The sequence below is a fragment of the Bradyrhizobium japonicum USDA 6 genome (assembly GCF_000284375.1).
In the GTDB taxonomy this organism is placed as follows: Bacteria; Pseudomonadota; Alphaproteobacteria; order Rhizobiales; family Xanthobacteraceae; genus Bradyrhizobium; species Bradyrhizobium japonicum.
Genome location: NC_017249.1, coordinates 4,599,162 through 4,623,230 on the forward strand (window position 1 = coordinate 4,599,162; position 24,069 = coordinate 4,623,230).

Consider the following 24,069-nt stretch of genomic DNA (forward strand, 5'->3'; position numbering starts at 1 on the left):
TGCGAGGCGCCGCAACTCTTAATCATAAAACTCTCTTCCCGAAGAGGTTAAATCTTGAAGCTCTTTGTCTGCCAGGACTGCGGTAACGTCCTCTATTTCGAGAACCGCGCCTGCGAACGCTGCGGCCACCGCGTCGCGTTCCTGCCGGAGAAGGAGACGATGTCGGCGATCGAGCCCGACGGCGAGGCCTGGAAGATACTGGCCGACAAGGGCGAAAGCCGTATGCTCTGCCGCAACGCCGAGTACGATGCGTGCAACTGGCTGACGGATGCGGGCGATACCACCGGCTATTGCCGCGCCTGCCGCCACAACGGCATCGTGCCCGATCTGTCCGATCCGGTTCAGCTCGCCGGCTGGCGCGAGTTGGAGGTGGCGAAGCACCGGCTATTCTATTCCCTGATCCGCTGGAAGCTGCCGCTCCAGACGCGGCAGGAAAATCCCGAACATGGGCTGATCTTCAATTTCCTCGCCGACGATCCGAACAGCGGGCAGAAGATCATGACCGGCCACGATAACGGCCTGATCACGATCGCGCTGACCGAGACCGACGAGATCGAGCGCGAGCGGCGCAGGCTCGAGATGGGCGAGCCCTACCGCACGCTGCTCGGGCATTTCCGCCACGAGGTCGGCCATTACTTCTGGGACGTGCTGGTGCGCGAGGGCGGCAGGCTGGACGAATGCCGCGCCGTGTTCGGCGATGATTCCGCCGATTACGGCCAGGCCTTGCAGCTCCATTATGCCGAAGGCGCGCCGCCGGACTGGCAGCAAACCTACGTCTCGGCCTACGCCACCACGCATCCCTGGGAGGATTTCGCCGAGACCTGGGCGCACTACCTCCACATCGTCGATACCCTGGAGATGGCCTCCGAGTTCGGCATGGAGGTGCGCCCCAGGGTCGACCGCGACGGGGAGTTGACGGCGCGCATCCGTTTCAACCCCTATGAGACGAGGGACGTCGAGGCGCTCGTCAATGCATGGCTGCCCTTCACCTTCGCCATCAACAGCGTCAACCGCGCCATGGGGCTGCGCGATCTCTATCCGTTCATCCTGTCGCCGGCGGTGGTCGGCAAGCTGGGCTTCATTCACGACTTGGTCAGGGACGTGGCCAAGGCCGCGAAGCCGTAGGTCCGCTCATGGGCTCACCGGGCCCATTTCCGTCTTGCGCTGGTACGCCAGAGGGCCCCGGATTTAGACCGTTGCCTCCGGCCGATTTTGATGTACCACGGGGGCCACACGGCCCGTCCCCGCAGGCCCCAACGGCCAGGGAAGGGTCCCGCCCAAGGTCGAGACTCAAGAAAAGCATGTTCAAACGCATTCTGATCGCCAATCGCGGCGAAATCGCCTGCCGGGTCATCAAGACCGCTCGCCGCATGGGAATTCAGACGGTTGCGGTCTATTCCGAGGCCGACCGTGATGCCCTCCATGTCGAGATGGCCGACGAGGCCGTTCTGATCGGCCCGCCCGCGGCCGCCGAGAGCTATCTGGTGATCGAGAAGATCGTGGAGGCCTGCCGCAAGACGGGCGCCGAGGCCGTGCATCCCGGCTACGGCTTCCTGTCCGAGCGCGAGGCGTTTCCGCGCGCGCTGGAGGCCGCCGGCATCGTCTTCATCGGCCCGAACCCGGGCGCGATCGCCGCGATGGGCGACAAGATCGAATCCAAGAAGGCCGCCGCGAAGGCTAAGGTCTCGACCGTGCCGGGCTATCTCGGCGTCATCGAGGATGACAGGCACGCGGTCAGGATCGCCGACGAGATCGGCTATCCCGTCATGATCAAGGCCTCCGCCGGCGGTGGCGGCAAGGGCATGCGCATCGCGCATTCGAAGGCCGAGGTTGCCGAGGGCTTCAACCTTGCCAAGGCCGAGGCGAAAGCCTCGTTCGGCGACGACCGCGTCTTCGTCGAAAAGTTCATCGTCGATCCCCGCCACATCGAGATCCAGGTGCTGGGCGACAAGCACGGCAACGTCATCTATCTCGGCGAGCGCGAATGCTCGATCCAGCGCCGCAACCAGAAGGTCATCGAGGAGGCGCCGTCGCCGCTGCTCGATGAGGCCACCCGCCGCAAGATGGGCGAGCAGGCCGTCGCGCTGGCCAAGGCGGTGAATTACGACTCCGCCGGCACCGTCGAATTCGTGGCAGGGCAGGACAAGAGCTTCTTCTTCCTGGAGATGAACACGCGCCTTCAGGTCGAGCATCCCGTCACCGAGCTCGTCACCGGCGTCGACCTCGTCGAGCAGATGCTCCGCGTCGCCGCCGGCGAGAAGCTCGCGATCAGCCAGAAGGACGTGACACTCACCGGCTGGGCGGTGGAATCCCGCCTCTACGCCGAGGACCCGTTCCGCAACTTCCTGCCCTCGATCGGGCGCCTCGTGAAGTACCGCCCGCCGGCCGAAGCCAGCCAGGACGGCATCACCGTGCGCAACGACACCGGCGTGCAGGAGGGCGGCGAGATCTCGATCCATTACGATCCGATGATCGCCAAGCTCGTCACGCATGCGCCGTCGCGCGCGGCCGCGATCGAGGCGCAGGCCACCGCGCTGGATTCGTTCTATGTCGAGGGTATCAGGCACAACATCCCATTCCTGTCGGCGCTGATGCACCATCCGCGCTGGCGCGAGGGACGGCTCTCGACCGGTTTCATTGCCGAGGAATTCCCCAAGGGCTTTGCCGTGCGCGTGCCCGAAGGCGAGGTCGCGCGGCGGATCGCGGCGGTCGGCGCCGCCATCGACCACGTGTTAGGGGAGCGCAAGCGGCAGATCTCGGGCCAGATGGGCGGCCGCGTCGTGCAGCGCGAGCGTCGCCGCGCGGTCTGGCTCGACCGCCAGGAGATTCTGCTCGAGGTCGGACGCGAGGGCGAGGCGATCGCGATCCGCTTCGTCGATGCCGAAGGCAAGGCCGGCAACGCGCATCTGCTGCAGTCGTCGTGGAAGCCGGGCGATCCGGTCTGGCAGGGCACCATCGACGGCCATTTCGTCGCGGTGCAGGCGCGCCCGATCGCCAACGGCATCCGTCTGGCGCATCAGGGCGTCGAGGTGCCGGTCTATGTCTGGACCGAGGCGGAAGCAGCCTCGGCGCGGCTGATGCCGGTGACCACGGCCTCCGACAGCGGCAAGAAGCTGCTTTGCCCGATGCCGGGCCTCGTGGTCTCGATCGCGGTGACCGAAGGGCAGGAGATCAAGGCCGGCGAGACGCTCGCGGTGATCGAAGCCATGAAGATGCAGAATGTGCTCCGCGCCGAGCAGGACGGTACGGTGAAGAAGATCCACGCCAGCGCCGGCGCGACGCTCGCCGTGGATGCGCTAATTCTGGAGTTTGCGTAAAGCAAGTGAGTGGGGCCCTCACTGGCCCCACCAACACCGTCATTGCGAGCGCAGCGAAGCAATCCAGACTGCCTCTGCGGAAAGATTCTGGATTGCTTCGCTGCGCTCGCAATGACGGAGTATGTTGCGGCTGCGTCGCAACAGTTGAGAGGGCACCATGGCCTTTCGTTCCCGCCGCGAAAAACTGCGTTCGATCCTGACCGGCTCGGCCTGCGTTCATCCCGGCTCGGTCTATGATGCGATCTCCATCCGCATCGCCGAGGATCTCGGCTTTCCGCTCGGCATGTTCGGCGGCTCGGTGGCCTCGCTCGCTGTGCTCGGCGACCCCGATGTCACGCTGATCACGCTCACCGAGCTTGCCGAGCAGATGCGGCGGATGTCGCGCGCGGCGACGCTGCCGGTGCTGGTCGATGCCGATCACGGCTATGGCAATGCGCTCAACGTGCGCCGCACGGTGCAGGAACTGGAGACCGCGGGCGCCGCCGGCCTCACCATCGAGGACACGCTGTTGCCGGCCGCCTTTGGCGAGGCAAAGACACAGCTGATCTCGCTGGAAGAAGGCGTCGGCAAGATGAAGGCGGCGCTGGATGGCCGCAGCGATCCCTCGCTCGTCATCATGGGCCGCACGGGAGCTGCCTCGGTCACCTCGATCGAGGATGCGATCCGCCGCGCCAGGGCTTATGAGGCGACCGGCGTCGACGCGCTGTTCTTCACCGGCATCAAGTCGCGCGCCGAGCTCGAGGCGATTGTCGCCGCTACGCGCCTGCCGATCGTGCTCGGCGGTGCGCCGGACGAACTGAACGCGATCGACTATCTCTCGAACCAGCGCGTGCGCATCGCGCTTCAGGGCCACGCGCCGATCGCGGCTGCCACGCAGGCCGTCTACGAGACGCAGAAAGCGTTGCGCGAGGGCACGCGGCCGAAGAACCTCAAAGGACTTCCGTCGCCGGACTTGACCAGCCGCGTCATGCGCGAGGCCGACGTCAAGGCACGCAGCGCCGGCTTTCTCGGGCTGAAAAAATGAGCCGGGCGATCCTCCAGGTCATGATCCGCGGCCGCGTGCAGGGCGTCGGCTACAGGGCCTGGGTCGAGTACCAGGCGACAACAAGTGGCCTCGAAGGCTGGGTTCGCAACCGCCGCGACGGCAGCGTGGAAGCGCTGTTCGCAGGCACACCGAAGCATGTCGCCGACATGGTCGCGCTATGCCGCCACGGCCCGCCGTCATCGCGCGTGGATAGCGTGACGAGCGAGACGGCCGGTGCGGATGAGTTGAACCTGCGCAGGGCAGGGGAAGCGTTTTCGGTGTTGCCGACGGTGTAGGTGCGTTCTGTGAGGTCGTCATGCCCGTGCTTGTCCCGGCATCCACGTTCTTCGTGCGACGTGGCTAGGCGTTGATGGCCGGGTCAAGCCCGGCCAATGACGCGGTGAGGGCGAGGTGAAGAGACCATCACCTTGGCAGCTTCGCGATCGCCTCGCTCAGTTCGTGAATCTCGTAGGGCTTGCGCAGGATCGGGAAGTCGCCGCGGACATCGGCGGCGGCTTCGCTGTAGCCGGTGGCGAGCAGGATCGGCAGGCCAGGGTGGATCTGGCGCAGATGATGGGCGAGACCGAGCCCGTCCATCTTGCCGGGCATCACGATGTCGGTGAACACGAAGTCGACGCCGTTCTTCTCGAGCTCGCGCAAGGCGGACTCGGCGTCGGCAACCCGGTGCACGCGATAGCCGAGCTGCTCCAGCAAGCCGATGCTGACGATCGCGACGTCGGGATTGTCCTCGACCAGCAGCACGGTGCCGCTGCCGGGAACCGGCACCGGTTCAGGGATATCGATTGGTGCGGTCGCGCTTTCGCGCGGCAGCAGGATGGTGAAGGTCGTGCCCTTGCCGAGCTCGCTTGCGACCTTGACCGTGCCGCCCGCTTGATGAGCGAAACCGTGCACCTGCGACAGGCCGAGGCCGGTGCCTTTTCCGACGGGTTTGGTCGTGAAGAACGGTTCGAAGATCTTGTTGACGACGTCGGAGGGGATGCCAAGCCCGGTATCGGCGACGGTGATGGCGACGAACTCGCCGCGGTGGAGCGGATCATCCAGGACGACGTTGCGTGCGCCGACCGTCACGGTACCGCCGTCGGGCATGGCATCGCGAGCGTTGATGACGAGATTGAGCAGCCCCGTCTCGAGCTCGGAGACATCAGCCTTGACCGACCAGACCTCGCGGTCGATGTCGAAGGCGAGGCGAACGGCGCTTCCGACGCCGGCGTGAAGCACTTCGCGGATCGCCTCGATGCGGTCGCCGAGGCGGATCGCCTGCGGATTGACGCTCTGCCGCCGCGCGAAGGTCAGGAGCTGGCTGGTCAGTGCGGCGCCGCGCTTGGTTGCGGTCTCGATCGCGGACATCGCGCGCTGAACCTTGGCCTCGTCCTCATCGCGCTTCTTGAGGATGTGAAGGCTCCCGCTGATGATCATCAGGAGGTTGTTGAAGTCGTGCGCGACGCCGCCGGTGAGCTGTCCGAGCGCATCGAACTTCTGCGACTCGGCAAGTTGCCTCTGCATCGCTTCGAGCTTGAGCTGCGCATTGCGCCGCTCGGTGATGTCGCGGGTGATCTTGGCGAAGCCGACCAGGGCGCCGTGCTCGTAGATCGGATCGATGATGACGCTCGCCCAGAAGAACGTGCCATCCTTGCGGACGCGCCAGCCTTCCTCCTCGTAGCGGCCGTGGTCCCGCGCGATGCCGAGGGCACGCGCGGGCTTGCCGTTGGCGCGATCGGTCTCGGTGTAGAAGCGCGAGAAATGCTGGCCGAGGATCTCTTCGGGCGAATAGCCCTTGATCCGCTCGCCGCCGATGTTCCAGCTCGTGATGATCCCGGTGGGATCGAGCATATAGAGCGCGTAGTCCGCGACTCCTTCCACCAACAGCCGAAAACTGCGCTCGCTTTCGAACAAGTCTCTCTGTTGACTGGACTTTGTCGTCATTCTCAACCCGCCTGGAACCGGGGCAAACGCCCCGGAGGGCGTTTGGTTCCCGTTCTCTGGGCCGTTTTTAGGCAAATACGACGGACGGTATACAGGACGCAAGCCGCCGAGCGCTCTTGACAATCAGTCGCGCTCGTCAGATATTTCTGTTATGACAGAAATAACCGGAAAGAAGAAACTGCCCGCCGCCGTCGAGCGCTTCATCCTGCATTGGGGCGACATGGGGGACGGGTGGGGCGTCAACCGCTCGGTCAGCCAGATCCACGGGCTGCTCTATCTCGCCGAGGCGCCGATGACGGCCGAGGACATCGCCGACACGCTCGGCATGGCGCGTTCCAATGTCTCGAACTCGCTGAAGGAGCTGCTCGCCTGGAATCTGATCCGGCGGGTGCCGATCCTCGGCGACCGCCGCGACCATTACGAGGCCGAGACCGACATCTGGGAGGTTGCGGCCCGGATCGCGGCGCGGCGCAAGGAGCGGGAGCTCGATCCGGCGATCACGGCGCTCCGGGCCTGCGTGTCCGACGCCGCCGACGATCCCGCCATCAATCCGGTCGCAGCCAAACGGCTGAAGGAGATGCTCGCCTTCACCGAGCTCGCCGACCACTGGTTCATGCAGATGCTGAAGGTGCCGCGACCGCGGCTGGTCGCCCTGATGCGGCTTGGCGAGAAGATCGCCAACCTGCTGCCGCTGGGCAAGGCCAAATAGCGTTGAGGAGGGTGCGATGACGTCGGCTCGATTATCAGGCTCCAGCGCATCTCCCTCCGCTCACGTCAAACTACTCGACGACCGCCGCTTCCGCGCGTTGCTGTCGGACGAGGATTGGGGCCGGCTGCCGCTCGCGACCTGGCGGCGCTTTTCGAAACGCGTCGCCGACGGCGACAGCGTCGTCTATGTCGGCGCGGTCGATGAGGTCTCCTTCAGCGAGATCGGCTGGTGGTTCGCGCAAGCCGCGCGCCTGATCGGCGGACCGCTGCCGACCGGCCGCGACACCGGTGTCCCCATGATTGTGACCGTCACCGAGGACGGCGCGACCGGCGGCCAGACCTGGACCCGCATCTGCGCGCGCAAGTGCGGCTTTCCGCAAGTGATCCATTCCGCCAAGCGTTTTGCCGGCCCGACCGGGCTCGAAGAGTATGTCGGCTTCGGCGTCTCGATGGCGCTCCGCATCGCGGTCGAGGGACAGGCGCTGACCTTCCGTAGTGCCGGTTACGGACTCCAGCTCGGACGCTTGTGGATCCCGCTGCCGCAATGGCTCACGCCCGGCGATCTCACGGTGACGCATAGCGATCTCGGCGAAGGCGCCTTTCGTTTCACCCTCGATGTCACTCACCCGCGTTACGGCGCGCTGATCCACCAGTCCGCCGTCTTCAGGGAGGCCGTATCATGACGCCGCTGTTGTGGACCCTCATCGCCATCCAGATCGTGATGGGCGTGTTCGACACTTTCTATCACCACGAATTCACCGAGCGCCTGGCCTGGCGCCCGTCGCAGCGCTTCGAGCTGAAGCTGCACGGCATCCGCAACATGCTCTATGCGCTGCTGTTCCTGCTGCTCGGCTGGTTGGAGGTTTACGGCGTGCTGGCGATCCTGATCGTCGCGGTGCTGGTCGCAGAGATCGTCATCACGCTGATGGATTTCGTTGAGGAAGATCTGAGCCGAAAGCTGCCGCCGACTGAGCGGATCAACCACACGCTGCTCGCGATCAACTATGGCGCCATCCTGGTGCTGCTGCTGCCGGTGCTGATCGATTGGGCGATGCAGCCGTTCGGTGTGAGTGTCGTATATCAGGGCCTGCTCAGCATCGCCGCCACCGCCTGCGCAGTCGGCGCAGCGCTCTGCGGCGTCAGGGACTTTGCGGCGATGCGCCGACTCGGCCGCATGAAGAGCGTGCCGGCGCACGGGCTCGTCGAGAAGGTCCCCGGCCGCAAGACCGTGCTGATAACAGGCGCCACCGGCTTCATCGGCAGCCGCCTTGCCGCGAGCCTTGGCGGGGCAGGGCACGACGTCATCGCGCTGATCCGCAACCCCGCGAAGGCCGAGATGCTGCCGCCGCCGGTCACGCTGATCACCAGCCTCGATCAGCTCGCCGTGGACACACCAATCGACGCCATCGTCAATCTCGCCGGCGAGCCGATCGGCAATGGCCTCTGGACCGAGGCAAAGCGCGCTAAAATTCTCGGCTCCCGCATCGACATAACCGGCGAGGTCGTAAAACTGATCGCGCGGCTCGAGCGCAAGCCGGAGGTGCTCGTCAGCGGCTCCGCCATCGGCTGGTACGGCCTGTGGGCCGATCAGGTGCTGACGGAATCGGCGAAGTCGCATGCCTGCTTCAGCCACGAGCTCTGCGCGGCCTGGGAGAAGGCGGCGCAGCCGGCGGAGGAACTCGGCATCCGCGTGGTTTACTTGCGCATCGGCCTCGTGCTCGGCACCGAAGGCGGCTTCATCACGCGCATGCTGACGCCGTTCGAGTTCGGCCTCGGTGGCCCCCTCGGCACCGGGCGGCAGTGGATGTCCTGGATCGAGCGCGACGATCTGATCCGGCTGATCGCCTATGTGATGGCGACGCCTGATCTCGCCGGCCCCGTCAACGCCACCGCGCCGATCCCCGTCACCAACGCAAAATTCACCGAGGAGCTCGGCCGCCGCCTACATCGCCCCGCGGTGTTTCGAATCCCCGGCGGCCTGCTGCGCCGGATCGGTGGCGGCTTTGCCGACGAACTCCTGCTCGGCGGCCAGCGCGTGCTGCCGAACAAGGCGCTGAGCCGCGGTTTTGTGTTTCGGCACGAGACGCTGCGCAGCGCGTTCGAGGCGATCTTGTGAGGTGGTGTCATGGCTTGCGATAGCTGCCCGCGCGTGGTGAACGGTTGGTTTCGGGGATGCTTGACGGCAGCGACGACATTGGCGGCGATGCCGGTCATCGCGATGATCCTGTCCCTGCCGTACCGGGGTCTTGAGGAGAACCTCGGCGGTATCATCACCTTGGTATTGTTTGTCTTGCCGCTGATACTGATCCTGGTCTGCCTGCTCAGTGGGATGCCGGCCGCACTCGTGATCCTGTTCGGGGAAGCGCTCCGCATTCGCTCTGTGTTGTTCTACGTTCCTGCCGGTGCGGCGATCGGTGCATTCGTTTGGCGGATCACCGTTGGGGCCAACCATCCGTTGGGGCTGCACTTTGTACTGGCCGGAGCTCTCGCGGGAATCGCCTATTGGTTCGCCGCGGGCAAGTATGCGGGCGAGGAGGGGCAGCCTGAGCGCTAGGCTGCCACGCTCCGAAACGTCGCCGCCACCGCACGCAGCGCTGCCAGCTTGGCGGGATCGCTGACCTTCGAATGCAGCATTACCTTCGAGCTGCCGAGCTTCGGCAGCTTGTGCACAGGCCCGATGTCGATCAGGCCTGCCGGCGCGATCCGGCGCGCGAGCGGTGCGATCGCGAGGCCGGCAAGCGCGGCGGCGACCACCGCCGTAACGCCGCCGCCGACAAAGCGTTCGCGCCAGGCGAGGCTGGCCTTGTCGAGCGCGCGGACGGCGATGGCGCGGACGCCGCAGGGCGGGGCGAGGGTTGCGAGCGGCAGCGGCTCACCCTTCGGCAGGGTGAAGCGTCGCGACGCGAACCAGCCGAACTCGTCTTCGGCCAGCTTCTCGCCGCCGCGGCGGCTGCCTTCCTGGCGGACGATCACGGCATCGAGCTGACCTGCGTCGTAAGCGTCCTGCATCTCGCGCGAGAAGCCGATGGTGACGGCGAGGGTGAGACTTGAGGACATCGCGTGCAGGCGTTCGAGCAGCGGCACCAGCTCGGGGCCCGCGGCATGGTCGGAGATACCAAGCGAGAGCGATTGCGCAGTCGATGTTTCGCCCGACAGTGCACGGTCATGCGCCTCCATCAGCGCGCGGGCGCGATCGAGGAACGCGGCGCCGTCGGCGGTGAGTCGGACCGCCCGCGGCGAGCGCTCGACGAGGCGCTTTTCCAGCAGCGCCTCCAGCCGCTGCAGCTTCAGGCTGACGGCGGCCTGCGTCGTGCCGAGCGCTTCGGCCGCACGCGTAAAGCTCTGGAGGTCGGCGACCAGCAGGAAGGCCTTGATGGTGGCGATGTCGAGGGTTGCTGTCATTACAGATCGTTATCACTGGTATCAGAAGAGATAAGATACCAAAATGACGGGACAAGGTCTAGCTTCCTACCAACGCCGCGCAGACTCCGTGCAGCATCTTGAGGAGAACCACCATGCCCCTGATCACCGTGTACTACACCACCTCCCGCCAGTCGCCCTCGTTGAAGGCCGATATCGCCAACGCCGTGTCCGAGCTCACCGCAAAGATCCTGCACAAGGACCCCAGGGTCACCGCCATCATCGTGAAATCGGTCGACGCAGGCGACTGGTTCGCCGGCGGCAAGTCGATCGCCGAGCAGAAGCTGGCCAGCTACTGGATCGACATCCATGTCAGCGAAGGCACCAACACCAAGGACGAGAAGGCGGCCTATCTCGCCGCGATGTTCAAGCGCATGGCCGAGATTTTGGGCCCGCTGCATCCCGAGACGTATCTGCACGTCGACGAGGTCAAGGGCGATGCCTACGGGTTTGGCGGCCTGACCCAGGAGCGGCGCTACATTGCCGGCAAGCTCGAAGTTGCGTTGCAAGCGGCGTGAGGTCGCAAGCCGCGGGTGAAGAAACTCACCCGCGGCCTGAAGCCATCAGCTCGCCGCGCGGAACTGGACTTCGGAATTGTTGATGAAGCACGTCTTGTCGAACAGCTTGAGGTCCAGCGGGTTCGGCAGCCTGACGTCGTTGAGGTCGGGGCAGGGCTTCACCGACGGATCATAGGATCGGTCGATCTGCGCGATGAAGACGACGATCAGCCCGGCGTCGCGCGCGAAGGATTTCAGTGCGCGCACCTGAACAGCGAGATCGGGATTTTCCCGCCTCTGGTCGAGCAGTTGCAGATAGTCGATCACCACGACCGTGCCACGAGGCGCCGACGCCATCTGCTTGACGACGTAGTCGGCGCTGATGGCATCGGAGCAGTCGATCTCGAACATGTCAGCGAATTGCGTGGGGTCCACGCCAATCGCACGCAAGCGGTCGAAGACGTCTTTCTCGGTGTATTCGAGCGAGAAGAACGCAGCGCGATGGCCCGACTTCATGGCCTCCACGGCGAGTTCGAGGCTCATCAGGGTCTTGCCCTGACCGGGGCGCGCGCCCACCAGCACCAGATCACCCGGCCGGAATTGCGGGAACAGGCGATTGGCGGGCGTCAGTGCGGCGGCCTTTGCCGCCAGCATGCTCCAGGCGGAAAATCCTTCCGTCGTAGCGATGCGGTCAAGCGCGTCGTGGAGCGGAATCCTTTCCTCGCGCGACAGGCGCCTGGCTCGTCGCTTCAGATGAAAGATCGGCGCAGAGAGTCTCATCGTCAAAACCTCCCATTGCGAGCAGAAAGCGCAATCCCTCCTTATGCCTGGCGCTCGAACAGTCGGTCCGATGATCTCATCGCCCGGCATGAGGTCTGCTTTCCCGGCGGAGGGGGAGGCGTGGGCGGCACCGGAAGCAAGCATAGCCGATTCCGCCGTAAGCGGAGAATATGCGCCGGTCGGGCTCGAACAGGAAAAGTTAGACGGCCGCGTCCGCCACCAGCGCGCGGGTCGGCCCGAACAGCTCCTCGAACGCCTGGCGCAGCGCGATGTCGACATCGGCCATGGTCACGAGCTGGCCGAGATCGACCAGCGAGGTGACGCCGTAGCGGGGGTCGGCGACGCCGCAGGGTACGATGCCGGCGAAATGCGACAGCTCCGGCTCGACATTGATGGCGATGCCGTGGAACGAGACCCAGCGCTTCAGCCGCACACCGATCGCGGCGATCTTGTCCTCGTGCTCGGGCCCCTTGTCGGGCCGCTTCACCCAGACGCCGACCCGGTCCTCGCGCCGCTCGCCGCGGACGTTGAAGGCGGCAAGCGTCCGCAGGATCAATTCCTCCAGGCTCGCGACATAGGCCCGGACGTCCGGCCGGCGCCGCTTGAGGTCGAGCATGACATAGGCCACCCGCTGACCGGGCCCGTGATAGGTGAGCTGACCGCCGCGCCCGGTGGCAAAGGTCGGGAAGCGGGGATCGAGCAGGTCGGTTTCCTTGCCCGAGGTGCCGGAGGTGTAGAGCGGGGGGTGCTCGAGCAGCCAGACCAGCTCGGGAGCCTCGCCGGCGGCGATCTGGGCGACTCGCGCCTCCATGGCGGCCACGGCCTCCGGATAGGGCACCGGCGCGTCCGAGATTCGCCACTCCACGGGCTCGCCGGTGGAGGCGGAAAACGACGTCAAATCGAGGTCTTGGCGGGGGTTTTGAGGCGAATTAACCATTGGCTAACCATAACGTGGTGATCATCTGGGGAGCAAATCTCCTTTGGCTTAAGTCCCAAGTTGCGGCGGTCCTGACAGTGCCCACTCTCGATAAAGTCACCGTGGATCTCATGGTCGTCCTCGGGACGACCACCATGCCGATCCATCAAGTATTACGTCTTTCCCGCGGCGCCATCATCGAACTGGACGCAACCGAGGCCGACGAGGTCAAGGTACTCGCCAACAATCTGCCGGTCGCCTCCGGGGTCGTGCTGGTCGACCGCAACCGGATCGCGGTCGAGGTCAAGCAGATGCTGCCGCGCACGACGGGCACGCGGTAGCGGCCCGGGCACGCGGTGCGGCCTGGGCACGCGGGAGCGGCCCGGGGTAGCCGGCAGGGCCGGGGCACTCGATAGGGCCGATCCGGGCAGGGGTCCGGATTTTTCCTGCCAAGCTTGTGGAATTCTGGGCCTTTGCAGGCTTGTACCCCTCTGATGGATTTGTTAGATCGGCGCCGTTGATCCGGCAGGCCTCAAGCCCAAAGCCGGCATCCCCAAAGCGCTCGTGGCGGAATTGGTAGACGCGCTGCCTTGAGGTGGCAGTGAGTAAAATCGTGGGGGTTCGAGTCCCTCCGAGCGCACCAGCCTCGAAAGCCGATCGATGGAGAGACCGGCTCAGGCAGCCCAGGTCTTCGCCGTTCGGCCGTCTCGGTCTGACGGTTCGAGCGTAGGGCTGGCGGCTCGGCGTGCTCGCCGCTTGCAGCAGGGCACTCGAACTGAACATCAAGCAGGTTGCTCATCACCGCGGCGACGACACCAGTAGCCAGACGCCAGCGCTCGCACACGCAATCCCGGCGGCGCGCGCGATCCATCGTCCGATCGGCGTAAGTTTCTCCAACAGGACGAGAAGGGCCAAAAGCGCAATCCAAAGCACGTTCATCACCCCGCCCACGAACAAAAGCGCCATCAAGACCCAGCAGCAGCCGACACAATAGCCTCCGTGCCGCAGCCCCAGCAGCAGGCAGCCTCGCAGGCCGTCGCGAAAGCCGCCGTGGCGCATCAGGAACACAAATGGTGACTGGCATTGGGCGAGACAGACGTCCTTGAGCGGTGTCCATTGATAGACTCCCGCTGCGATCAGCACGATTGCACTGAGCAGATTGCTGGCGATCGTCATCCGGGAATCCAGCAGGACTGCCCGCTCGATCGCCCATTGGAGCAGGGTTGCTGCGAGCGAAAAGCCGGCCCAGGCGAGGAGATAACCGGCCGCAAACCAGCCGGTCGCAGCGAACGGCTTGCCCTGCGCTTTCCCCTGTCGACCCACGCGGGCGTACATGAGGATCATCGGCGCTGCCGAGGGGGCCATCATTCCGACCATCATCACCACCCACATCAGCAGCACATACGCGAACTCGATCGCTCGCCATGGCTCGCTCGCTGGCAACATGATTCCGATCCCGGCCGGAATCATGCGGAACCCGGTCATGTCCATGCCGCCCATGTCCATGTCCTCGGCGAGCCAAAGCACATAGGCCCATGCCAGCGCGACAATGATCCCGATCGCGCCACCGACGATCCAGCGATCGCGCCGCAGCACGGTTTCCAGGGGGCCGTCGGTCATTTGCGATAAGTGTTGCCGGTCTTCTCGCAAGGCCGGGTCAGGAGTTGCATCACGCCTGGTTCGACCAGCGGATCGGCGCATAGAGGCCGTTCTTGCCGGAATTGTCCCACCGCATGCCATGATCGCTGAACGTATTTCCGGCGGCGCCGACCGCCATTACCATCCCGTCAGGGCTGACCGGATGGCCGATGTTGGCCCACATTTCCCCGCTCGGATGCATGGTCGGCAACGGGTCGACGGACATGTGCAGAATATCCGGGATTTCCGCGGACCGTGTCTTGCCCTCGATTCGGAATGTGATCGGGACCTTGCGAACCCCCAGGTTCTTGCTGATCAGCGGCGTGAACGCGGCCATGGGACCACCGGCGGCGCCGGTGAAGATCGCAGCTAGAGCCTCGGTCTGCTCATCGTTGGCGCGCTGGTCGATATAGGCGGCCACCGACCAATCTCCGTCTGCCATGACCCCCGGCGCGTGGAGGATAACCAGGACATTGAGTCCATCGAGCGCGACGTCGCCATAGCGGCCGCTTTCGACATGGAAGATCAGCGGTACGTTACAGAACCCCTCGGTCGGTCGCGCGGTCAGCGGGGGAGCCGCCGACACGAGGCAGGGACACACGATGCTGCAACTGCAATTCTCGAAATAGTCACCGGAAAGGTGCCATGGGACATCCGCCATCGCTCTCTCCCGCTAGGCCGAACCCGATAGATTGCTTTCGAATGAGCTACGTGGAGTTGAAAGCTACGCTGTGCGGCGAAGTCCCGCAAGCGATTGTGAGGCTCGGTCAATCGACTGGAAAAAGCACCTATCAGCTGGAGATCGACCTAAACTCTTTGCCCATTTCCGCAAGCCATTGAAACTTCAATAAATGCGACCGCCCTCCGAACGCGCCGCCTTCAGCCTCACCGTTGTTTTGGCTGGCTTTCGGCGACCGCCTCAGGCGGCGCGCTTTGGCCTGAGCGATCATCCGCTTGCCCGCCGCACACGGTAACCGGCGGGAATATGCTGTCGTAGATCGAACGCGCCTCACGGATGAGGCGCTGCCGCTCGAGTTCGGATTTCGGAACGAATCGAACGACGTTGGTCATTTGCGTTCCGCGGCTTCGTCCGCGCGGCGCCAGGAAGGGGTCTGCGAGCCTCGCCCATTCGGTGACGTTCATGGCGGGCTTCCCGGGCACGAGGCATGCGTCCAGCCGAGCGCGAAGCGAACCTTCATCCATACTGGTGCCGATGAACACGATTTCCTGGCGGCGATCGCCGTAGATGTCGTTCCAGTTCGCGCGCAACTGCTTCCGCCAGGACGGGTCATCCGGCCATCGTTCCGCGGGTACGCTTGCCCACCAGAAGCCAAGCGCCTGCGTGCGCGTGATCGTGCCAGCCTGGCTGATCTCGCCAAGCCATTGCGGGCGTGTCGCCAGCCAGAAATGTCCCTTGGCGCGAATGACGCCGGGCCAGGGCTCCCTGACGAACTTGTCGAACTTTTCGGGATCGAACGGCCGGCGCGCGCGATAGACGAAGTTCGTCACGCCGTATTCCTCGGTCTCCGGCACGTGATCGGCAAAGCCGTAGAGCTCTTTGAACCAGAGCGGATGCGCTTGCGCCTTTTCGAAGTCGAATTTTCCGGTGTCGAGAATGCGATCGAAGGCGACCCGGCTGTGGTTGGCTTCGATCAGATCCGCTTCCGGATTGAGCGCGCGGATGATCTTTCGCGCTGCCTCGCGTTGTGCGGGCGAGGCATCGTCGACCTTGTTGAGAACGATCACGTCGGCAAATTCGATCTGCTCGACGAGGAGATCGACCAGCGTGCGCTGGTCGTTCGCCAGCGCTTCGCCGCGCTGCTCGAGAAAATCCGTCGACGAATAGTCTTTGAGCAGGTTCACGGCGTCGACCACGGTGACCATGGTGTCGAGACGCGCCACATCGGAGAGGCTTTCGCCGTCTTCGGAACGGAAATCGAAGGTCGCCGCAACCGGCAGTGGCTCGGAGATGCCGGTGGATTCGATCAAGAGATAATCGAAGCGGCCGTTCTCGGCGAGGGCGCGCACCTCCTTCAGGAGGTCGTCGCGGAGCGTGCAGCAGATGCAGCCGTTCGTCATCTCGACGAGCTTCTCGTCAGTCCGGGACAGGTTCGCACCGCCATCGCGAACCAGATCCGCATCGATGTTCACCTCGCTCATGTCGTTGACGATCACCGCCACCTTCAGGCCGTGCCGGTTGTTCAGGACGTGGTTCAGCAAAGTGGTCTTTCCAGCCCCGAGGAAGCCGGACAAGACGGTGACGGGGAGTTTTTGCATGGAGATCGAAGAGCCTTTTCAGGGGGATAGGGCGGTGACGCTTGGGGAGGGGCATTGGGACCGAATATGTAATGTTATAACATTACATTCGTTGGCGGCGCCGACGTCAAGTCGTTTCGCGGCTCAGCTCAAATTCACGCGAACATTGAGGTGGATGATCGTTGTCGCGATCGGCTGCCGCTCAACTCCGGGCAGCAGCGCGCTCGAAGGACCGGCGCGGGCCTCTCAGCCATATTCGTCGCCGATCCCGTATTCCCGGTAGATCTCGAGCGGGTCCGTGTCCGGAAACAGGCGGCATTTGGCCTGGGCGAGATGCAGGCTCACCGCCGACGGCTCCTTGCCGTTCGCTAGCATCTTGCGGATGTCGTCCATATGCGCGCTCGGCTGGTGTTTTGGTTCGAGCTGCTCCAGCGCGACGAGCGCAGTCGCCAGGGCCTCGGTCAGCACCCAGTCGTCGTGGCCCGTGATTCCCTTCTTCGGCATCGGCAGACCCCACATGCGGTGGCTGTGCCAATGTACCGTAGCTTCCGGCGAATCTCCATCGCGCAGCTGGCAACCTCGCGTTTACGTGGAACGGGCGGGCCCCGGTACTCTCGCTTGCATTATGAACGCCCGTGGCTAAAAGGCGGCCGGCGATCGTATCTGTGTCGAAATAAAGATGGCGTAGACGGGTCGCACCGCTCAGGGCTGGAGCCAGCATGGTCTTTCTTAGCTTCGTCTACCGCTTCGTGACGAACTTCGCCTTCATGGCGATGGTCTATTTCAGCCTGAATTTCATGGAGAAATACCAGAACCGGGCGATCCTCGCGATCCTGGTGCTGGTCTATGCCGGCATGCGCGCGGCCTCGACGCTACGTGCGTTCTATTTCTTCCAGAAGATCGAGAAGCTGGAGGCGGAGACCAAGCGCCTGCAGGCTCCGATCAATGACGGTTCGGGCGCAACGAACGCGCGCAAGCAGGTCGTGGCCGACGTTGCCCGGCTGCGCCGCGACGGCGAGCTCAAGTCCTATATGGACCTGTTCTTCCTGGCGCTGATCGTGCTGCTCTGCGTCGCCAACATCATGCGGCAATAGAGCTTACTGCGCGCGCTTCTTCAGGCTGGCGACGCGGGTCGGATGCGTCACGGCACTCTTCGGTGCCGCGCCCTTGGGGGCGGTGCTCTTGGCATTGCTCTTGGGGACAATGCTCTTGGGGGCGGTGCCCGAAGCCTGCGCGGTGTGCTTCGCTCCGGCCGGCGCCGCGTGTGCGGTCCGATGTCCGCGCGACTTGCCGGCCTTGCCCCTGGTTGCACGGGGCGTCTCGGCCGCCATCGCCAGCCGCGTCGCGGCACGCCGCGACAAGGTCGTCGACAGCAGGACCTCGACCGAGCCCTCCGGGATGGCAAAGAGATCGTGATCGGGCACGGGCAGGGTCGCCGCGACATTCGCCAGCGCGATGGTCTTGCGCGGCAGCAGCGGCTGATGCTCGGTCTGCGCGTTGAGGTCGGCAAGCGAGGGCGCCGGCAGCGTTTCTGTCTGCGCGAACACGAAGTTCGGCACGGACGGCCAGCGTGCGATCGGCACGGTTTCGGTCGGCGGATGCAGCAGCCATTCCACCGGCGTGGTCGGCGTCGCCGGCCGGTCGGCGGTCGCGGGCACCACATGGACGATGCGATAGCCGCGCGCCTTGAGGTCGCGGATGATCTTCGGCAGCGCCGCCACCGTGCGGGGCTGGATGTCGTGCAGCAGCAGGATGCCCTTGCCCTTGGCCTCCAGCCGCTGGATCGCGAGCTGATAGACGCGGTCGGACGACACATGGCGCCAGTCGTCGGCGGGGAAGTCGGCGCTCCAGACCTGGATGCCGCGCGAGATCAGGAGGTTTTCGACGCCTTCGGCGCGCATCAGGCCGGGAATGCGGAAGAACGGCGCGAGCTTGGACGGATCGGTCATCGCGGCCGAGGTCCACTGAATGCCGCCGTTGATCTCGGCTTCGGCCTTCTCGATCGGCATCCGGTCGAAGGTCAGCGGATGGTTCATGCTGTGCGTGCCGACGGTGTGGCCCGCCGCCACCAGCTTGCGCACGCCTTCCGGGTTCGCCTTGGCCTGGCCGCCGATGATGAAGAAGGTCGCCTTGATGCACTCGTCGTCGAGCATCTTGAGGATCTGGTTCGAATATTTCGGCAGCGGACCGTCGTCGAAGGTCAGGACGACTTCATGGTCTTTCAGCGGCAGCGTCTCGCGGTACTGCATGGTGCCGATGCGCGGATGCTCGCGCGGATCGACCACGAGGGTGCGGGAGGTCCCGAGCGCGTCCGGATGGCCGGGACAGTCCGCGGCAAGGGCCGCCGGTGAACCGACGACCAACAGCCCCAGACAGAGGACGATCCACGATCGCGTCCGAACAACAACGCTACTTCCGATCATGAACCTCGTGTGCCTCCTTGCGCGACTGCCGCCTTAATTGGTCGGAGACGCCCAGAAACGGTTCAGGCGCAATACCTTTTGCATCTTTGCATGCCGTAGCATGAACAGACTGTTAATAGAGCCCAAATCACCCCATTTTGCGCCGCCGTGACATTGCGGCATCAATGCGCATCGGCGCTCTTTTGCGACATGCCCGCCGGCACGACGTGAACGACGCGATAGCCGTTGTCCCTGAGGTACCGCAGGAAGGCCGGCATGATCGCGGCCGTGCGTGCCTTGGGGTCGTGGAAGAGGATGATGCCCTTGCCGGCGGCGGCGAGGCGCTCGGTGACGAGCTTCAATTCCTGCTCCGGCGTCATCTCGTTCCAGTCGCTGGCCCAGAGGTCAGCCCCGAACACGACGATGCCGCGCGACTGGAGCAGGTCGAGCTGCGGTGGCGTTCCCTCGAAATAGGGAAAGCGGAAGAACGGCGTCGAGGGTGTCGTCGTCGACACGCCCTTGAGCGCCATCTCGTCGGCCGCGATGCCGCGGTCGATCTCGCTCTTCGCCTTCTCGAACGGAATCCGCGCCATGAACGGGTGCGACCAGGTGTGGTGGCCGATGGTGTGGCCCTCGCGTGCGATGCGCTTGACCATGTCAGGATGTTCGGAGGCGTGCAGGCCGATCAGGAAGAAGGTCGCGCGCACGCATTCCTGCGCCAGCGCCGCCAGCACCTTCGACGTCGTCGGCGGATGCGGGCCATCGTCGAAGGTCAGCACGACCTCGTGATCGGCGAGCGGCAGCGTCTGCGGAAAGCTCTTCAGGCCGATGCGCGGCGTGGTCATGGCGTCGACACTCAGAACGCGCGAGGTGCCGAGCGCGTCCTTGCGCGGGCAGTCCGCGGCCTCCGAACAAGCGATGCCGGCGAGCCCCGCAAGGACCGCGCCCACCGAGATCGACATCCATTTCAGCCGAAGCATCTTTGTCATTGCGCTCGCAGTTCGCTTGTGGGTATTGCCTGACCGTCAGCTCAGACCACTCGTTCCAACCTGTCAAACGGCGAGGCGCGCCATGGATGAACATATGGACGGTGCCCCATCCGCCGAGGCCTCGGTACTCGACCACGTTCCGATGCGCAATGAAGACGGCGAAATTCGTCACGAATTCGTCGAGGAGGTTGCCCATGCGATCGAGGCCGGCGACAGCGCCGCGCTGCGCGCCTGTGTCGCCGAACTGCACGAGGCCGACCTCGGCGATCTGATCGGAGCTCTCGCGCCCGACCACCGCGTTCGCCTGGTCGAGCTGACCGGGCACGACTTCGACTTCTCGGCACTGAACGAGCTCGACGAGGGCGTGCGCGAGGAGATCCTCGAGGAGCTGCCGCCGGAGACCGTTGCGGAAGGCGTCCGCGAGCTCGAATCCGATGACGCAGTCGAGCTGCTGGAAACCTTGGACGAGGCGGAGCAGGAGGAAATCCTCGAGAAGCTGCCGTTGCAGGAGCGCGTCGCGCTCGAGCGCAGCCTGCTTTATCCCGAAAATTCCGCCGGTCGCCGGATGCAGACCGAGTTCATCGCGGTGCCGCAGGATTTCACCGTCGGGCAGGCGATCGACTACATGCGCGAGACGCCGGATCTGCCCGACCGCTTCTACGAGATCTACGTCGTGGACAAGGACCAGCACTGGCAGGGTGCGGTCTCGCTCGACGTCCTGCTCCGCGCCCGCCGCCCGGTCGCGCTCGCCGAGCTGACCGATGAGGATCGCCGCCGCGTCTCAGTCCTGGAGGACCAGGAGGAGGTGGCGCGCATGTTCGGCAAGTACAATCTCGTCGCGGCACCCGTGCTCGACACCCAGGATCGCCTGGTCGGCGTCATCACCGTCGACGACGTCGTCGACGTGATCGAGGAGGAGGCGGACGAGGACCTCAAGGCGCTTGGCGGCGTCAACAGCGACGAAGAACTCTCCGACACCGTGTTCACCATTGCGCGGGCGCGGTTCAACTGGCTGCTGGTCAATCTCGCCACCGCCTTTCTTGCATCCTCGGTGCTCGGCCTGTTCGAGGGGCAGCTCGAGAAGATGGTCGCGCTCGCGGTGCTGGCGCCGATCGTCGCGAGCCAGGGCGGCAATGCCGCGACCCAGACCATGACGGTCGCGGTGCGTGCGCTTGCGACGCGCGAGCTCGGCTCCTCCAACGCCTGGCGCGTGGTGATGCGCGAAGGCCTGGTCGGGCTCGTCAACGGCCTTGCCTTCGCCTTGATCACGGGCATCGCGGCAGTGGCCTGGTTCAAGATCCCGGGCCTCGGCATCGTCATCGGGCTTGCGATCGTCTGCAACCTCGTCGCCGGCGCGCTCGGCGGCATCCTGATCCCGATGGCGCTCGAACGTGTCAGGGCCGATCCGGCGGTGGCTTCCGGCACGTTCGTCACGACGGTGACCGACGTCGTCGGCTTCTTCTCCTTCCTCGGCATCGCGACGCTGTGGTTCGGATTGAGGTAGGGGAAGTGCGGCAACCACGCTTTCGTGTCCAGGGCGCGCTGCAACGCCCATCGCGTTGCTGCGCAGAACCGGGACCCAGATGGCGAGGCAGACTCTGCGGCGAGATGAGCCCCGGCCCTGAGCCGCGTCCGGGGCACGAGACGACGATCTTTAATCCGAACTTAAGCGACCTGCCGCATCATTGCCCGTGCTTGGGGGAATGGACATGCGGTTGCGGCTGAAGGCGGACGGACGGGTCGTCGAGTTGCGGGATGGGCAGGAGCTTCCGGTCCAGTCGCTTCCGGTCCAGCCGTTGCCGGCCGAGCCGGCGGCCAATGCCGCCCCTGGCGATGATGCCAGCTCGCTCGCGGTGCGCGCTCTGCGCCGGCGCGCCTGCCTCACCCAGATGGAGTTCGCCGCCAAGCTCGGCGTTCCCGTCGAGACCATCCGCAACTGGGAGCAGGGCAAGCGCGCCCCGCGAGGACCCGCCCGCGCGCTGCTCGCCGTGATCGCGCATGCGCCGGACACCGTGTTCCAGGCGCTCGCCAAGGCCTGACGTCAAGGCCGGGCGCGAACCTCCCGTTAGCATTGCGCTGAATATCCGGCCCGGCGCCGGCGTCGTCCGTTGGCAGTGTCATGGGCCGGGTCCATAATGGCGCCCGGATGATGTTTTGAGGCGATCGCAACAGAGAGGATTCCTCATGCTGTTCGTCGAGGCCAATGGCGCAAGGATACCGGCGATCGGGCTCGGGACCTGGGAGCTGAGCGGGCGCGCTTGCGGCCGCGTGGTCGAGCAGGCGCTGCGGCTCGGCTATCGCCACATCGACACTGCGCAGGTCTACGACAATGAGCGCGAGGTCGGCGACGGCCTGCGCGGCTCAGGCGTGCGCCGCGACGACATCTTCCTCACGACCAAGGTCTGGACCAACCATTTCGCGCCTCATGATCTCGAACGCTCGGTCAAGGAGAGCCTCGCCCGGATGCGGCTACCCTCCGTCGATCTCCTGCTGCTGCACTGGCCCAATTCGCACGTGCCGCTGGAGGAGACGCTGGGTGCGCTGTCGCATGCCAAGCGCATGGGCCTGACCCGCCACATCGGCGTTTCCAATTTCACGGTGGCGCTGATCGAGCAGGCGGTGGCGCTCTCGCCGGAGCCGCTCGTCTGCAACCAGGTCGAATATCATCCTTATCTCGACCAGACGAAGGTGAGGGCAGCCTGCGACCAGCATGGCCTCGCGCTGGTCGCCTACAGCCCGATCGCCAGGGGCCGCGTCAAGGCCGACCAGACACTCGCCGGGCTCGGTCGCGCGCATCGCAAGACGCCGGCACAAATCTGCCTGCGCTGGCTGGTGCAACAGAATGTCGCCGCGATCCCGCGCACCTCGCGCGTCGAACGCTTGTCGGAAAACATCGATATTTTCGATTTCGAGCTCTCGGACGACGAGATGGCCCGGATCACCGCGCTGGCAAATCCCAAGGGCCGCCTGACCGATTTCGGCTTCGCGCCAAAATGGGATTGAGAGGGGGCTGCTGTATGCTAGGACCGGCGTGGCAACCCAAGATCGATCGATGGAACTGCGGAAGATCATACGGACGGACATTGCAGCGTCGGCGGTCGCGCATCTGACGCTGGTGGCGCTGATCATCCTGATCAGCGAAGTCCATCCGTTTCACGCAGCGGCGCCGGAGACTGTTTCGGTGGACATCGTCACGCCGGAGCAGGTGAAGCAGGAGGAGGCCAAGGCCGAGGAGAAGGCTCAGGAGCAGGCGGAGAAGCCGCCGGAGCCGCTGCCGGACCTGAAACTGCCGAAGCTTGATTTCACCGACAAGGACAAGACGGAGGCCGCGCCGAAGCCTGCGACCAAGCAGCAGGCCGCGGCGCCGTCGCCGTCACCGCAGGCCTCGCCTGAACCGCAGCAGAAACAGCCGCAGCCGCAACCCTCACAGGCACCGAAGCAGCGGGAGGCCAATGTGCAGCCGCAGCCTCAACAGCCGCAGCCGTCGCAACAGCCGCCTCCGCAACCCCAGCAACAACCGCTGCCTCAGGCGATGCCGCAGCCGCCGTCGCAACAGCCGCCGCCACAAGCGATGCAGCAGCCACAGGCCGCGCCGCCCGCCTATCAGGCGCCGGAGCCTGACGTGACGGTCAAGTACGGCGTCATGCTGGGCCTGCCGCCGGAATTGCCGCTGGATCTGCCGAAAGACGCCCCCAAGGACGATGGCGGCGATGCCAAGGATTCAATCGCAGCCAAGCTGCCACCCGAGGTCATCGCCGCGCTGCGTCGCCACCTGAAGGGCTGCGCCAAACTGCCGGCCGGGGTCGACCCGACCGACAACGTCAACATCAAGCTGCGCACGGTGTTCGCCACCGACGGCACGCTGGCCCGCCCGCCGATCCTGATCGAAGCTCCGCCATCCGCGAAGGGCGTGGCCATCGTGAAATCCGCGACCGCAGCGCTTCAGGCCTGCCAACCCTACAAGATGCTGCCGGCCGACAAGTACGGCGAATGGAAGATCTTGGACCTGCCGTTCTCGCCGCGGGATTTCGGCGGAGGGTAGGCGGCTCGCTCCACCCTATCCATCCTGCGAGCTAAGGCCTCCCGGTGCGCGGCTTCAGCCATGCCATGATCACGGCGTGCGGCGTTCTCCGGCTGCGTGGCAAGCTATGTCTTTCGATGGTGTGCCGTGCAAACGC

Annotated in this window: 25 protein-coding genes, 1 tRNA gene and 1 pseudogene; 16 read left to right on the forward strand and 11 right to left on the reverse strand. The window is 65.0% G+C overall.

Going from position 1 to position 24,069, the window contains the following annotated elements:
* The first annotated feature begins 54 nt into the window (after window positions 1-54).
* The 4 genes from BJ6T_RS21695 (at window position 55) to BJ6T_RS21710 (ending at window position 4,637) form a co-directional block, all read left to right on the forward strand.
* Window positions 55-1,125: a zinc-binding metallopeptidase family protein gene (locus tag BJ6T_RS21695; protein ID WP_014494613.1), complete on the forward strand. Its 1,071-nt coding sequence runs from the start codon at window positions 55-57 to the stop codon at window positions 1,123-1,125.
* Window positions 1,126-1,301: 176 nt separating this feature from the next.
* Window positions 1,302-3,317 carry an acetyl-CoA carboxylase biotin carboxylase subunit gene (locus BJ6T_RS21700; RefSeq protein WP_014494614.1) on the forward strand — a complete coding sequence of 672 codons (2,016 nt, stop codon included), beginning with the start codon at window positions 1,302-1,304 and terminating at the stop codon, window positions 3,315-3,317.
* 157 nt (window positions 3,318-3,474) lie between these two features.
* The gene (locus BJ6T_RS21705) at window positions 3,475-4,341 is read left to right on the forward strand and encodes an isocitrate lyase/PEP mutase family protein (RefSeq protein ID WP_014494615.1); all 867 of its coding nucleotides are present in this window, start codon (window positions 3,475-3,477) and stop codon (window positions 4,339-4,341) included.
* Window positions 4,338-4,637 carry an acylphosphatase gene (locus tag BJ6T_RS21710; protein ID WP_014494616.1) on the forward strand — a complete coding sequence of 100 codons (300 nt, stop codon included), beginning with the start codon at window positions 4,338-4,340 and terminating at the stop codon, window positions 4,635-4,637. The genes BJ6T_RS21705 and BJ6T_RS21710 overlap by 4 nt, the downstream gene beginning before the upstream one ends.
* Window positions 4,638-4,764: 127 nt before the next feature.
* On the opposite strand, the gene BJ6T_RS21715 is transcribed toward BJ6T_RS21710, so the two are convergent.
* On the reverse strand, window positions 4,765-6,285 hold the full coding sequence (locus BJ6T_RS21715) for a PAS domain-containing hybrid sensor histidine kinase/response regulator family protein (protein WP_014494617.1): 1,521 nt from the start codon (window positions 6,283-6,285) through the stop codon (window positions 4,765-4,767).
* Between the two features lie 151 nt (window positions 6,286-6,436).
* Between BJ6T_RS21715 and BJ6T_RS21720 the strand changes: the two genes are divergently transcribed.
* Genes BJ6T_RS21720 through BJ6T_RS21735 form a run of 4 tightly spaced genes read left to right on the forward strand, consistent with a single transcriptional unit; the run spans window position 6,437 to window position 9,547 of the window.
* Window positions 6,437-6,994 carry a GbsR/MarR family transcriptional regulator gene (locus BJ6T_RS21720; RefSeq protein WP_014494618.1) on the forward strand — a complete coding sequence of 186 codons (558 nt, stop codon included), beginning with the start codon at window positions 6,437-6,439 and terminating at the stop codon, window positions 6,992-6,994.
* 16 nt (window positions 6,995-7,010) lie between these two features.
* Window positions 7,011-7,676 (forward strand): DUF4166 domain-containing protein, encoded by a 666-nt coding sequence (locus BJ6T_RS21725; RefSeq protein WP_014494619.1) that lies wholly within the window; start codon window positions 7,011-7,013, stop codon window positions 7,674-7,676.
* A complete protein-coding gene (locus BJ6T_RS21730) occupies window positions 7,673-9,109 on the forward strand; it encodes a TIGR01777 family oxidoreductase (RefSeq protein WP_014494620.1) in 1,437 nt (478 codons plus the stop codon). Before BJ6T_RS21725 ends, BJ6T_RS21730 begins: the two co-directional genes overlap by 4 nt.
* Before the next feature lie 60 nt (window positions 9,110-9,169).
* Window positions 9,170-9,547 (forward strand): hypothetical protein, encoded by a 378-nt coding sequence (locus BJ6T_RS21735; protein WP_141378656.1) that lies wholly within the window; start codon window positions 9,170-9,172, stop codon window positions 9,545-9,547.
* On the opposite strand, the gene BJ6T_RS21740 is transcribed toward BJ6T_RS21735, so the two are convergent.
* Complete coding sequence (locus BJ6T_RS21740) at window positions 9,544-10,395, reverse strand: LysR family transcriptional regulator (protein ID WP_014494622.1); 852 nt, start codon at window positions 10,393-10,395, stop codon at window positions 9,544-9,546. The genes BJ6T_RS21735 and BJ6T_RS21740 overlap by 4 nt on opposite strands.
* A 113-nt stretch (window positions 10,396-10,508) precedes the next feature.
* Between BJ6T_RS21740 and BJ6T_RS21745 the strand changes: the two genes are divergently transcribed.
* Window positions 10,509-10,931, forward strand: coding sequence for a tautomerase family protein (locus tag BJ6T_RS21745; RefSeq protein WP_014494623.1), 423 nt, complete (start codon window positions 10,509-10,511; stop codon window positions 10,929-10,931).
* A 45-nt stretch (window positions 10,932-10,976) separates the two neighbouring features.
* On the opposite strand, the gene BJ6T_RS21750 is transcribed toward BJ6T_RS21745, so the two are convergent.
* Window positions 10,977-11,690, reverse strand: a complete 714-nt coding sequence (locus tag BJ6T_RS21750) for a DNA helicase (protein ID WP_014494624.1) — start codon at window positions 11,688-11,690, stop codon at window positions 10,977-10,979.
* Window positions 11,691-11,889: 199 nt separating this feature from the next.
* Entirely contained in the window at window positions 11,890-12,627 is a 738-nt protein-coding gene (gene lipB, locus BJ6T_RS21755; protein ID WP_028169900.1) for a lipoyl(octanoyl) transferase LipB, read from the reverse strand.
* Window positions 12,628-12,704: 77 nt separating this feature from the next.
* Between lipB and BJ6T_RS21760 the strand changes: the two genes are divergently transcribed.
* A complete protein-coding gene (locus BJ6T_RS21760) occupies window positions 12,705-12,947 on the forward strand; it encodes a FliM/FliN family flagellar motor switch protein (RefSeq protein ID WP_015685538.1) in 243 nt (80 codons plus the stop codon).
* Between the two features lie 217 nt (window positions 12,948-13,164).
* Window positions 13,165-13,249: transfer RNA gene (locus BJ6T_RS21765), tRNA-Leu, on the forward strand.
* Window positions 13,250-13,404: 155 nt separating this feature from the next.
* On the opposite strand, the gene BJ6T_RS21770 is transcribed toward BJ6T_RS21765, so the two are convergent.
* From BJ6T_RS21770 to BJ6T_RS47340, 5 genes and pseudogenes are all read right to left on the reverse strand, one after another.
* A complete protein-coding gene (locus BJ6T_RS21770; RefSeq protein ID WP_014494627.1) occupies window positions 13,405-14,226 on the reverse strand; it encodes a DUF2182 domain-containing protein in 822 nt (273 codons plus the stop codon).
* A 49-nt stretch (window positions 14,227-14,275) separates the two neighbouring features.
* The gene (locus tag BJ6T_RS21775; protein WP_014494628.1) at window positions 14,276-14,905 is read right to left on the reverse strand and encodes a DUF1326 domain-containing protein; all 630 of its coding nucleotides are present in this window, start codon (window positions 14,903-14,905) and stop codon (window positions 14,276-14,278) included.
* 224 nt (window positions 14,906-15,129) lie between these two features.
* Entirely contained in the window at window positions 15,130-15,315 is a 186-nt protein-coding gene (locus BJ6T_RS47975) for a hypothetical protein (RefSeq protein ID WP_038956467.1), read from the reverse strand.
* Window positions 15,312-16,521 (reverse strand): annotated as a pseudogene (zigA, locus tag BJ6T_RS21785) (zinc metallochaperone GTPase ZigA). The gene BJ6T_RS47975 and the pseudogene zigA overlap by 4 nt, the downstream one beginning before the upstream one ends.
* A gap of 225 nt (window positions 16,522-16,746) precedes the next feature.
* On the reverse strand, window positions 16,747-17,004 hold the full coding sequence (locus BJ6T_RS47340) for a hypothetical protein (RefSeq protein ID WP_174770120.1): 258 nt from the start codon (window positions 17,002-17,004) through the stop codon (window positions 16,747-16,749).
* Between the two features lie 215 nt (window positions 17,005-17,219).
* Here BJ6T_RS47340 and BJ6T_RS21795 point away from each other — a divergent pair, with 215 nt between their 5' ends.
* Window positions 17,220-17,594, forward strand: a complete 375-nt coding sequence (locus BJ6T_RS21795) for a hypothetical protein (RefSeq protein ID WP_014494631.1) — start codon at window positions 17,220-17,222, stop codon at window positions 17,592-17,594.
* A gap of 3 nt (window positions 17,595-17,597) precedes the next feature.
* On the opposite strand, the gene BJ6T_RS21800 is transcribed toward BJ6T_RS21795, so the two are convergent.
* Window positions 17,598-18,923 (reverse strand): polysaccharide deacetylase family protein, encoded by a 1,326-nt coding sequence (locus BJ6T_RS21800; RefSeq protein WP_014494632.1) that lies wholly within the window; start codon window positions 18,921-18,923, stop codon window positions 17,598-17,600.
* Window positions 18,924-19,084: 161 nt separating this feature from the next.
* Window positions 19,085-19,891 carry a polysaccharide deacetylase family protein gene (locus BJ6T_RS21805; protein ID WP_014494633.1) on the reverse strand — a complete coding sequence of 269 codons (807 nt, stop codon included), beginning with the start codon at window positions 19,889-19,891 and terminating at the stop codon, window positions 19,085-19,087.
* A gap of 82 nt (window positions 19,892-19,973) precedes the next feature.
* On the opposite strand from BJ6T_RS21805, the gene mgtE reads away from it, so the two are divergent.
* The 4 genes from mgtE to tolA all read left to right on the forward strand — a co-directional run bounded on the left by mgtE (window position 19,974) and on the right by tolA (window position 23,933).
* The gene (gene mgtE / locus BJ6T_RS21810; RefSeq protein WP_028169898.1) at window positions 19,974-21,395 is read left to right on the forward strand and encodes a magnesium transporter; all 1,422 of its coding nucleotides are present in this window, start codon (window positions 19,974-19,976) and stop codon (window positions 21,393-21,395) included.
* A 199-nt stretch (window positions 21,396-21,594) separates the two neighbouring features.
* Complete coding sequence (locus BJ6T_RS21815) at window positions 21,595-21,930, forward strand: helix-turn-helix domain-containing protein (protein ID WP_014494635.1); 336 nt, start codon at window positions 21,595-21,597, stop codon at window positions 21,928-21,930.
* A 145-nt stretch (window positions 21,931-22,075) separates the two neighbouring features.
* On the forward strand, window positions 22,076-22,894 hold the full coding sequence (locus BJ6T_RS21820) for an aldo/keto reductase (RefSeq protein ID WP_014494636.1): 819 nt from the start codon (window positions 22,076-22,078) through the stop codon (window positions 22,892-22,894).
* 49 nt (window positions 22,895-22,943) lie between these two features.
* On the forward strand, window positions 22,944-23,933 hold the full coding sequence (tolA, locus tag BJ6T_RS21825; RefSeq protein ID WP_014494637.1) for a cell envelope integrity protein TolA: 990 nt from the start codon (window positions 22,944-22,946) through the stop codon (window positions 23,931-23,933).
* The last annotated feature ends 136 nt before the right edge of the window (window positions 23,934-24,069 follow it).

Coding starts and splice junctions, on each gene's coding strand:
- BJ6T_RS21805 (WP_014494633.1), bottom strand. CDS start 19,891: ATGACAAAGATGCTTCGGCTGAAATGGATGTCGATCTCGGTGGGCGCG.
- mgtE (WP_028169898.1), top strand. CDS start 19,974: ATGGATGAACATATGGACGGTGCCCCATCCGCCGAGGCCTCGGTACTC.
- BJ6T_RS21725 (WP_014494619.1), top strand. CDS start 7,011: ATGACGTCGGCTCGATTATCAGGCTCCAGCGCATCTCCCTCCGCTCAC.
- BJ6T_RS21730 (WP_014494620.1), top strand. CDS start 7,673: ATGACGCCGCTGTTGTGGACCCTCATCGCCATCCAGATCGTGATGGGC.
- BJ6T_RS21740 (WP_014494622.1), bottom strand. CDS start 10,395: ATGACAGCAACCCTCGACATCGCCACCATCAAGGCCTTCCTGCTGGTC.
- BJ6T_RS21745 (WP_014494623.1), top strand. CDS start 10,509: ATGCCCCTGATCACCGTGTACTACACCACCTCCCGCCAGTCGCCCTCG.
- BJ6T_RS47340 (WP_174770120.1), bottom strand. CDS start 17,004: ATGCCGAAGAAGGGAATCACGGGCCACGACGACTGGGTGCTGACCGAG.
- BJ6T_RS21815 (WP_014494635.1), top strand. CDS start 21,595: ATGGACATGCGGTTGCGGCTGAAGGCGGACGGACGGGTCGTCGAGTTG.
- lipB (WP_028169900.1), bottom strand. CDS start 12,627: ATGGTTAATTCGCCTCAAAACCCCCGCCAAGACCTCGATTTGACGTCG.
- BJ6T_RS21770 (WP_014494627.1), bottom strand. CDS start 14,226: ATGACCGACGGCCCCCTGGAAACCGTGCTGCGGCGCGATCGCTGGATC.
- BJ6T_RS47975 (WP_038956467.1), bottom strand. CDS start 15,315: ATGACCAACGTCGTTCGATTCGTTCCGAAATCCGAACTCGAGCGGCAG.
- BJ6T_RS21715 (WP_014494617.1), bottom strand. CDS start 6,285: ATGACGACAAAGTCCAGTCAACAGAGAGACTTGTTCGAAAGCGAGCGC.
- BJ6T_RS21820 (WP_014494636.1), top strand. CDS start 22,076: ATGCTGTTCGTCGAGGCCAATGGCGCAAGGATACCGGCGATCGGGCTC.
- BJ6T_RS21750 (WP_014494624.1), bottom strand. CDS start 11,690: ATGAGACTCTCTGCGCCGATCTTTCATCTGAAGCGACGAGCCAGGCGC.
- BJ6T_RS21795 (WP_014494631.1), top strand. CDS start 17,220: ATGGTCTTTCTTAGCTTCGTCTACCGCTTCGTGACGAACTTCGCCTTC.
- BJ6T_RS21705 (WP_014494615.1), top strand. CDS start 3,475: ATGGCCTTTCGTTCCCGCCGCGAAAAACTGCGTTCGATCCTGACCGGC.
- tolA (WP_014494637.1), top strand. CDS start 22,944: ATGGAACTGCGGAAGATCATACGGACGGACATTGCAGCGTCGGCGGTC.
- BJ6T_RS21800 (WP_014494632.1), bottom strand. CDS start 18,923: ATGATCGGAAGTAGCGTTGTTGTTCGGACGCGATCGTGGATCGTCCTC.
- BJ6T_RS21710 (WP_014494616.1), top strand. CDS start 4,338: ATGAGCCGGGCGATCCTCCAGGTCATGATCCGCGGCCGCGTGCAGGGC.
- BJ6T_RS21700 (WP_014494614.1), top strand. CDS start 1,302: ATGTTCAAACGCATTCTGATCGCCAATCGCGGCGAAATCGCCTGCCGG.
- BJ6T_RS21720 (WP_014494618.1), top strand. CDS start 6,437: ATGACAGAAATAACCGGAAAGAAGAAACTGCCCGCCGCCGTCGAGCGC.
- BJ6T_RS21775 (WP_014494628.1), bottom strand. CDS start 14,905: ATGGCGGATGTCCCATGGCACCTTTCCGGTGACTATTTCGAGAATTGC.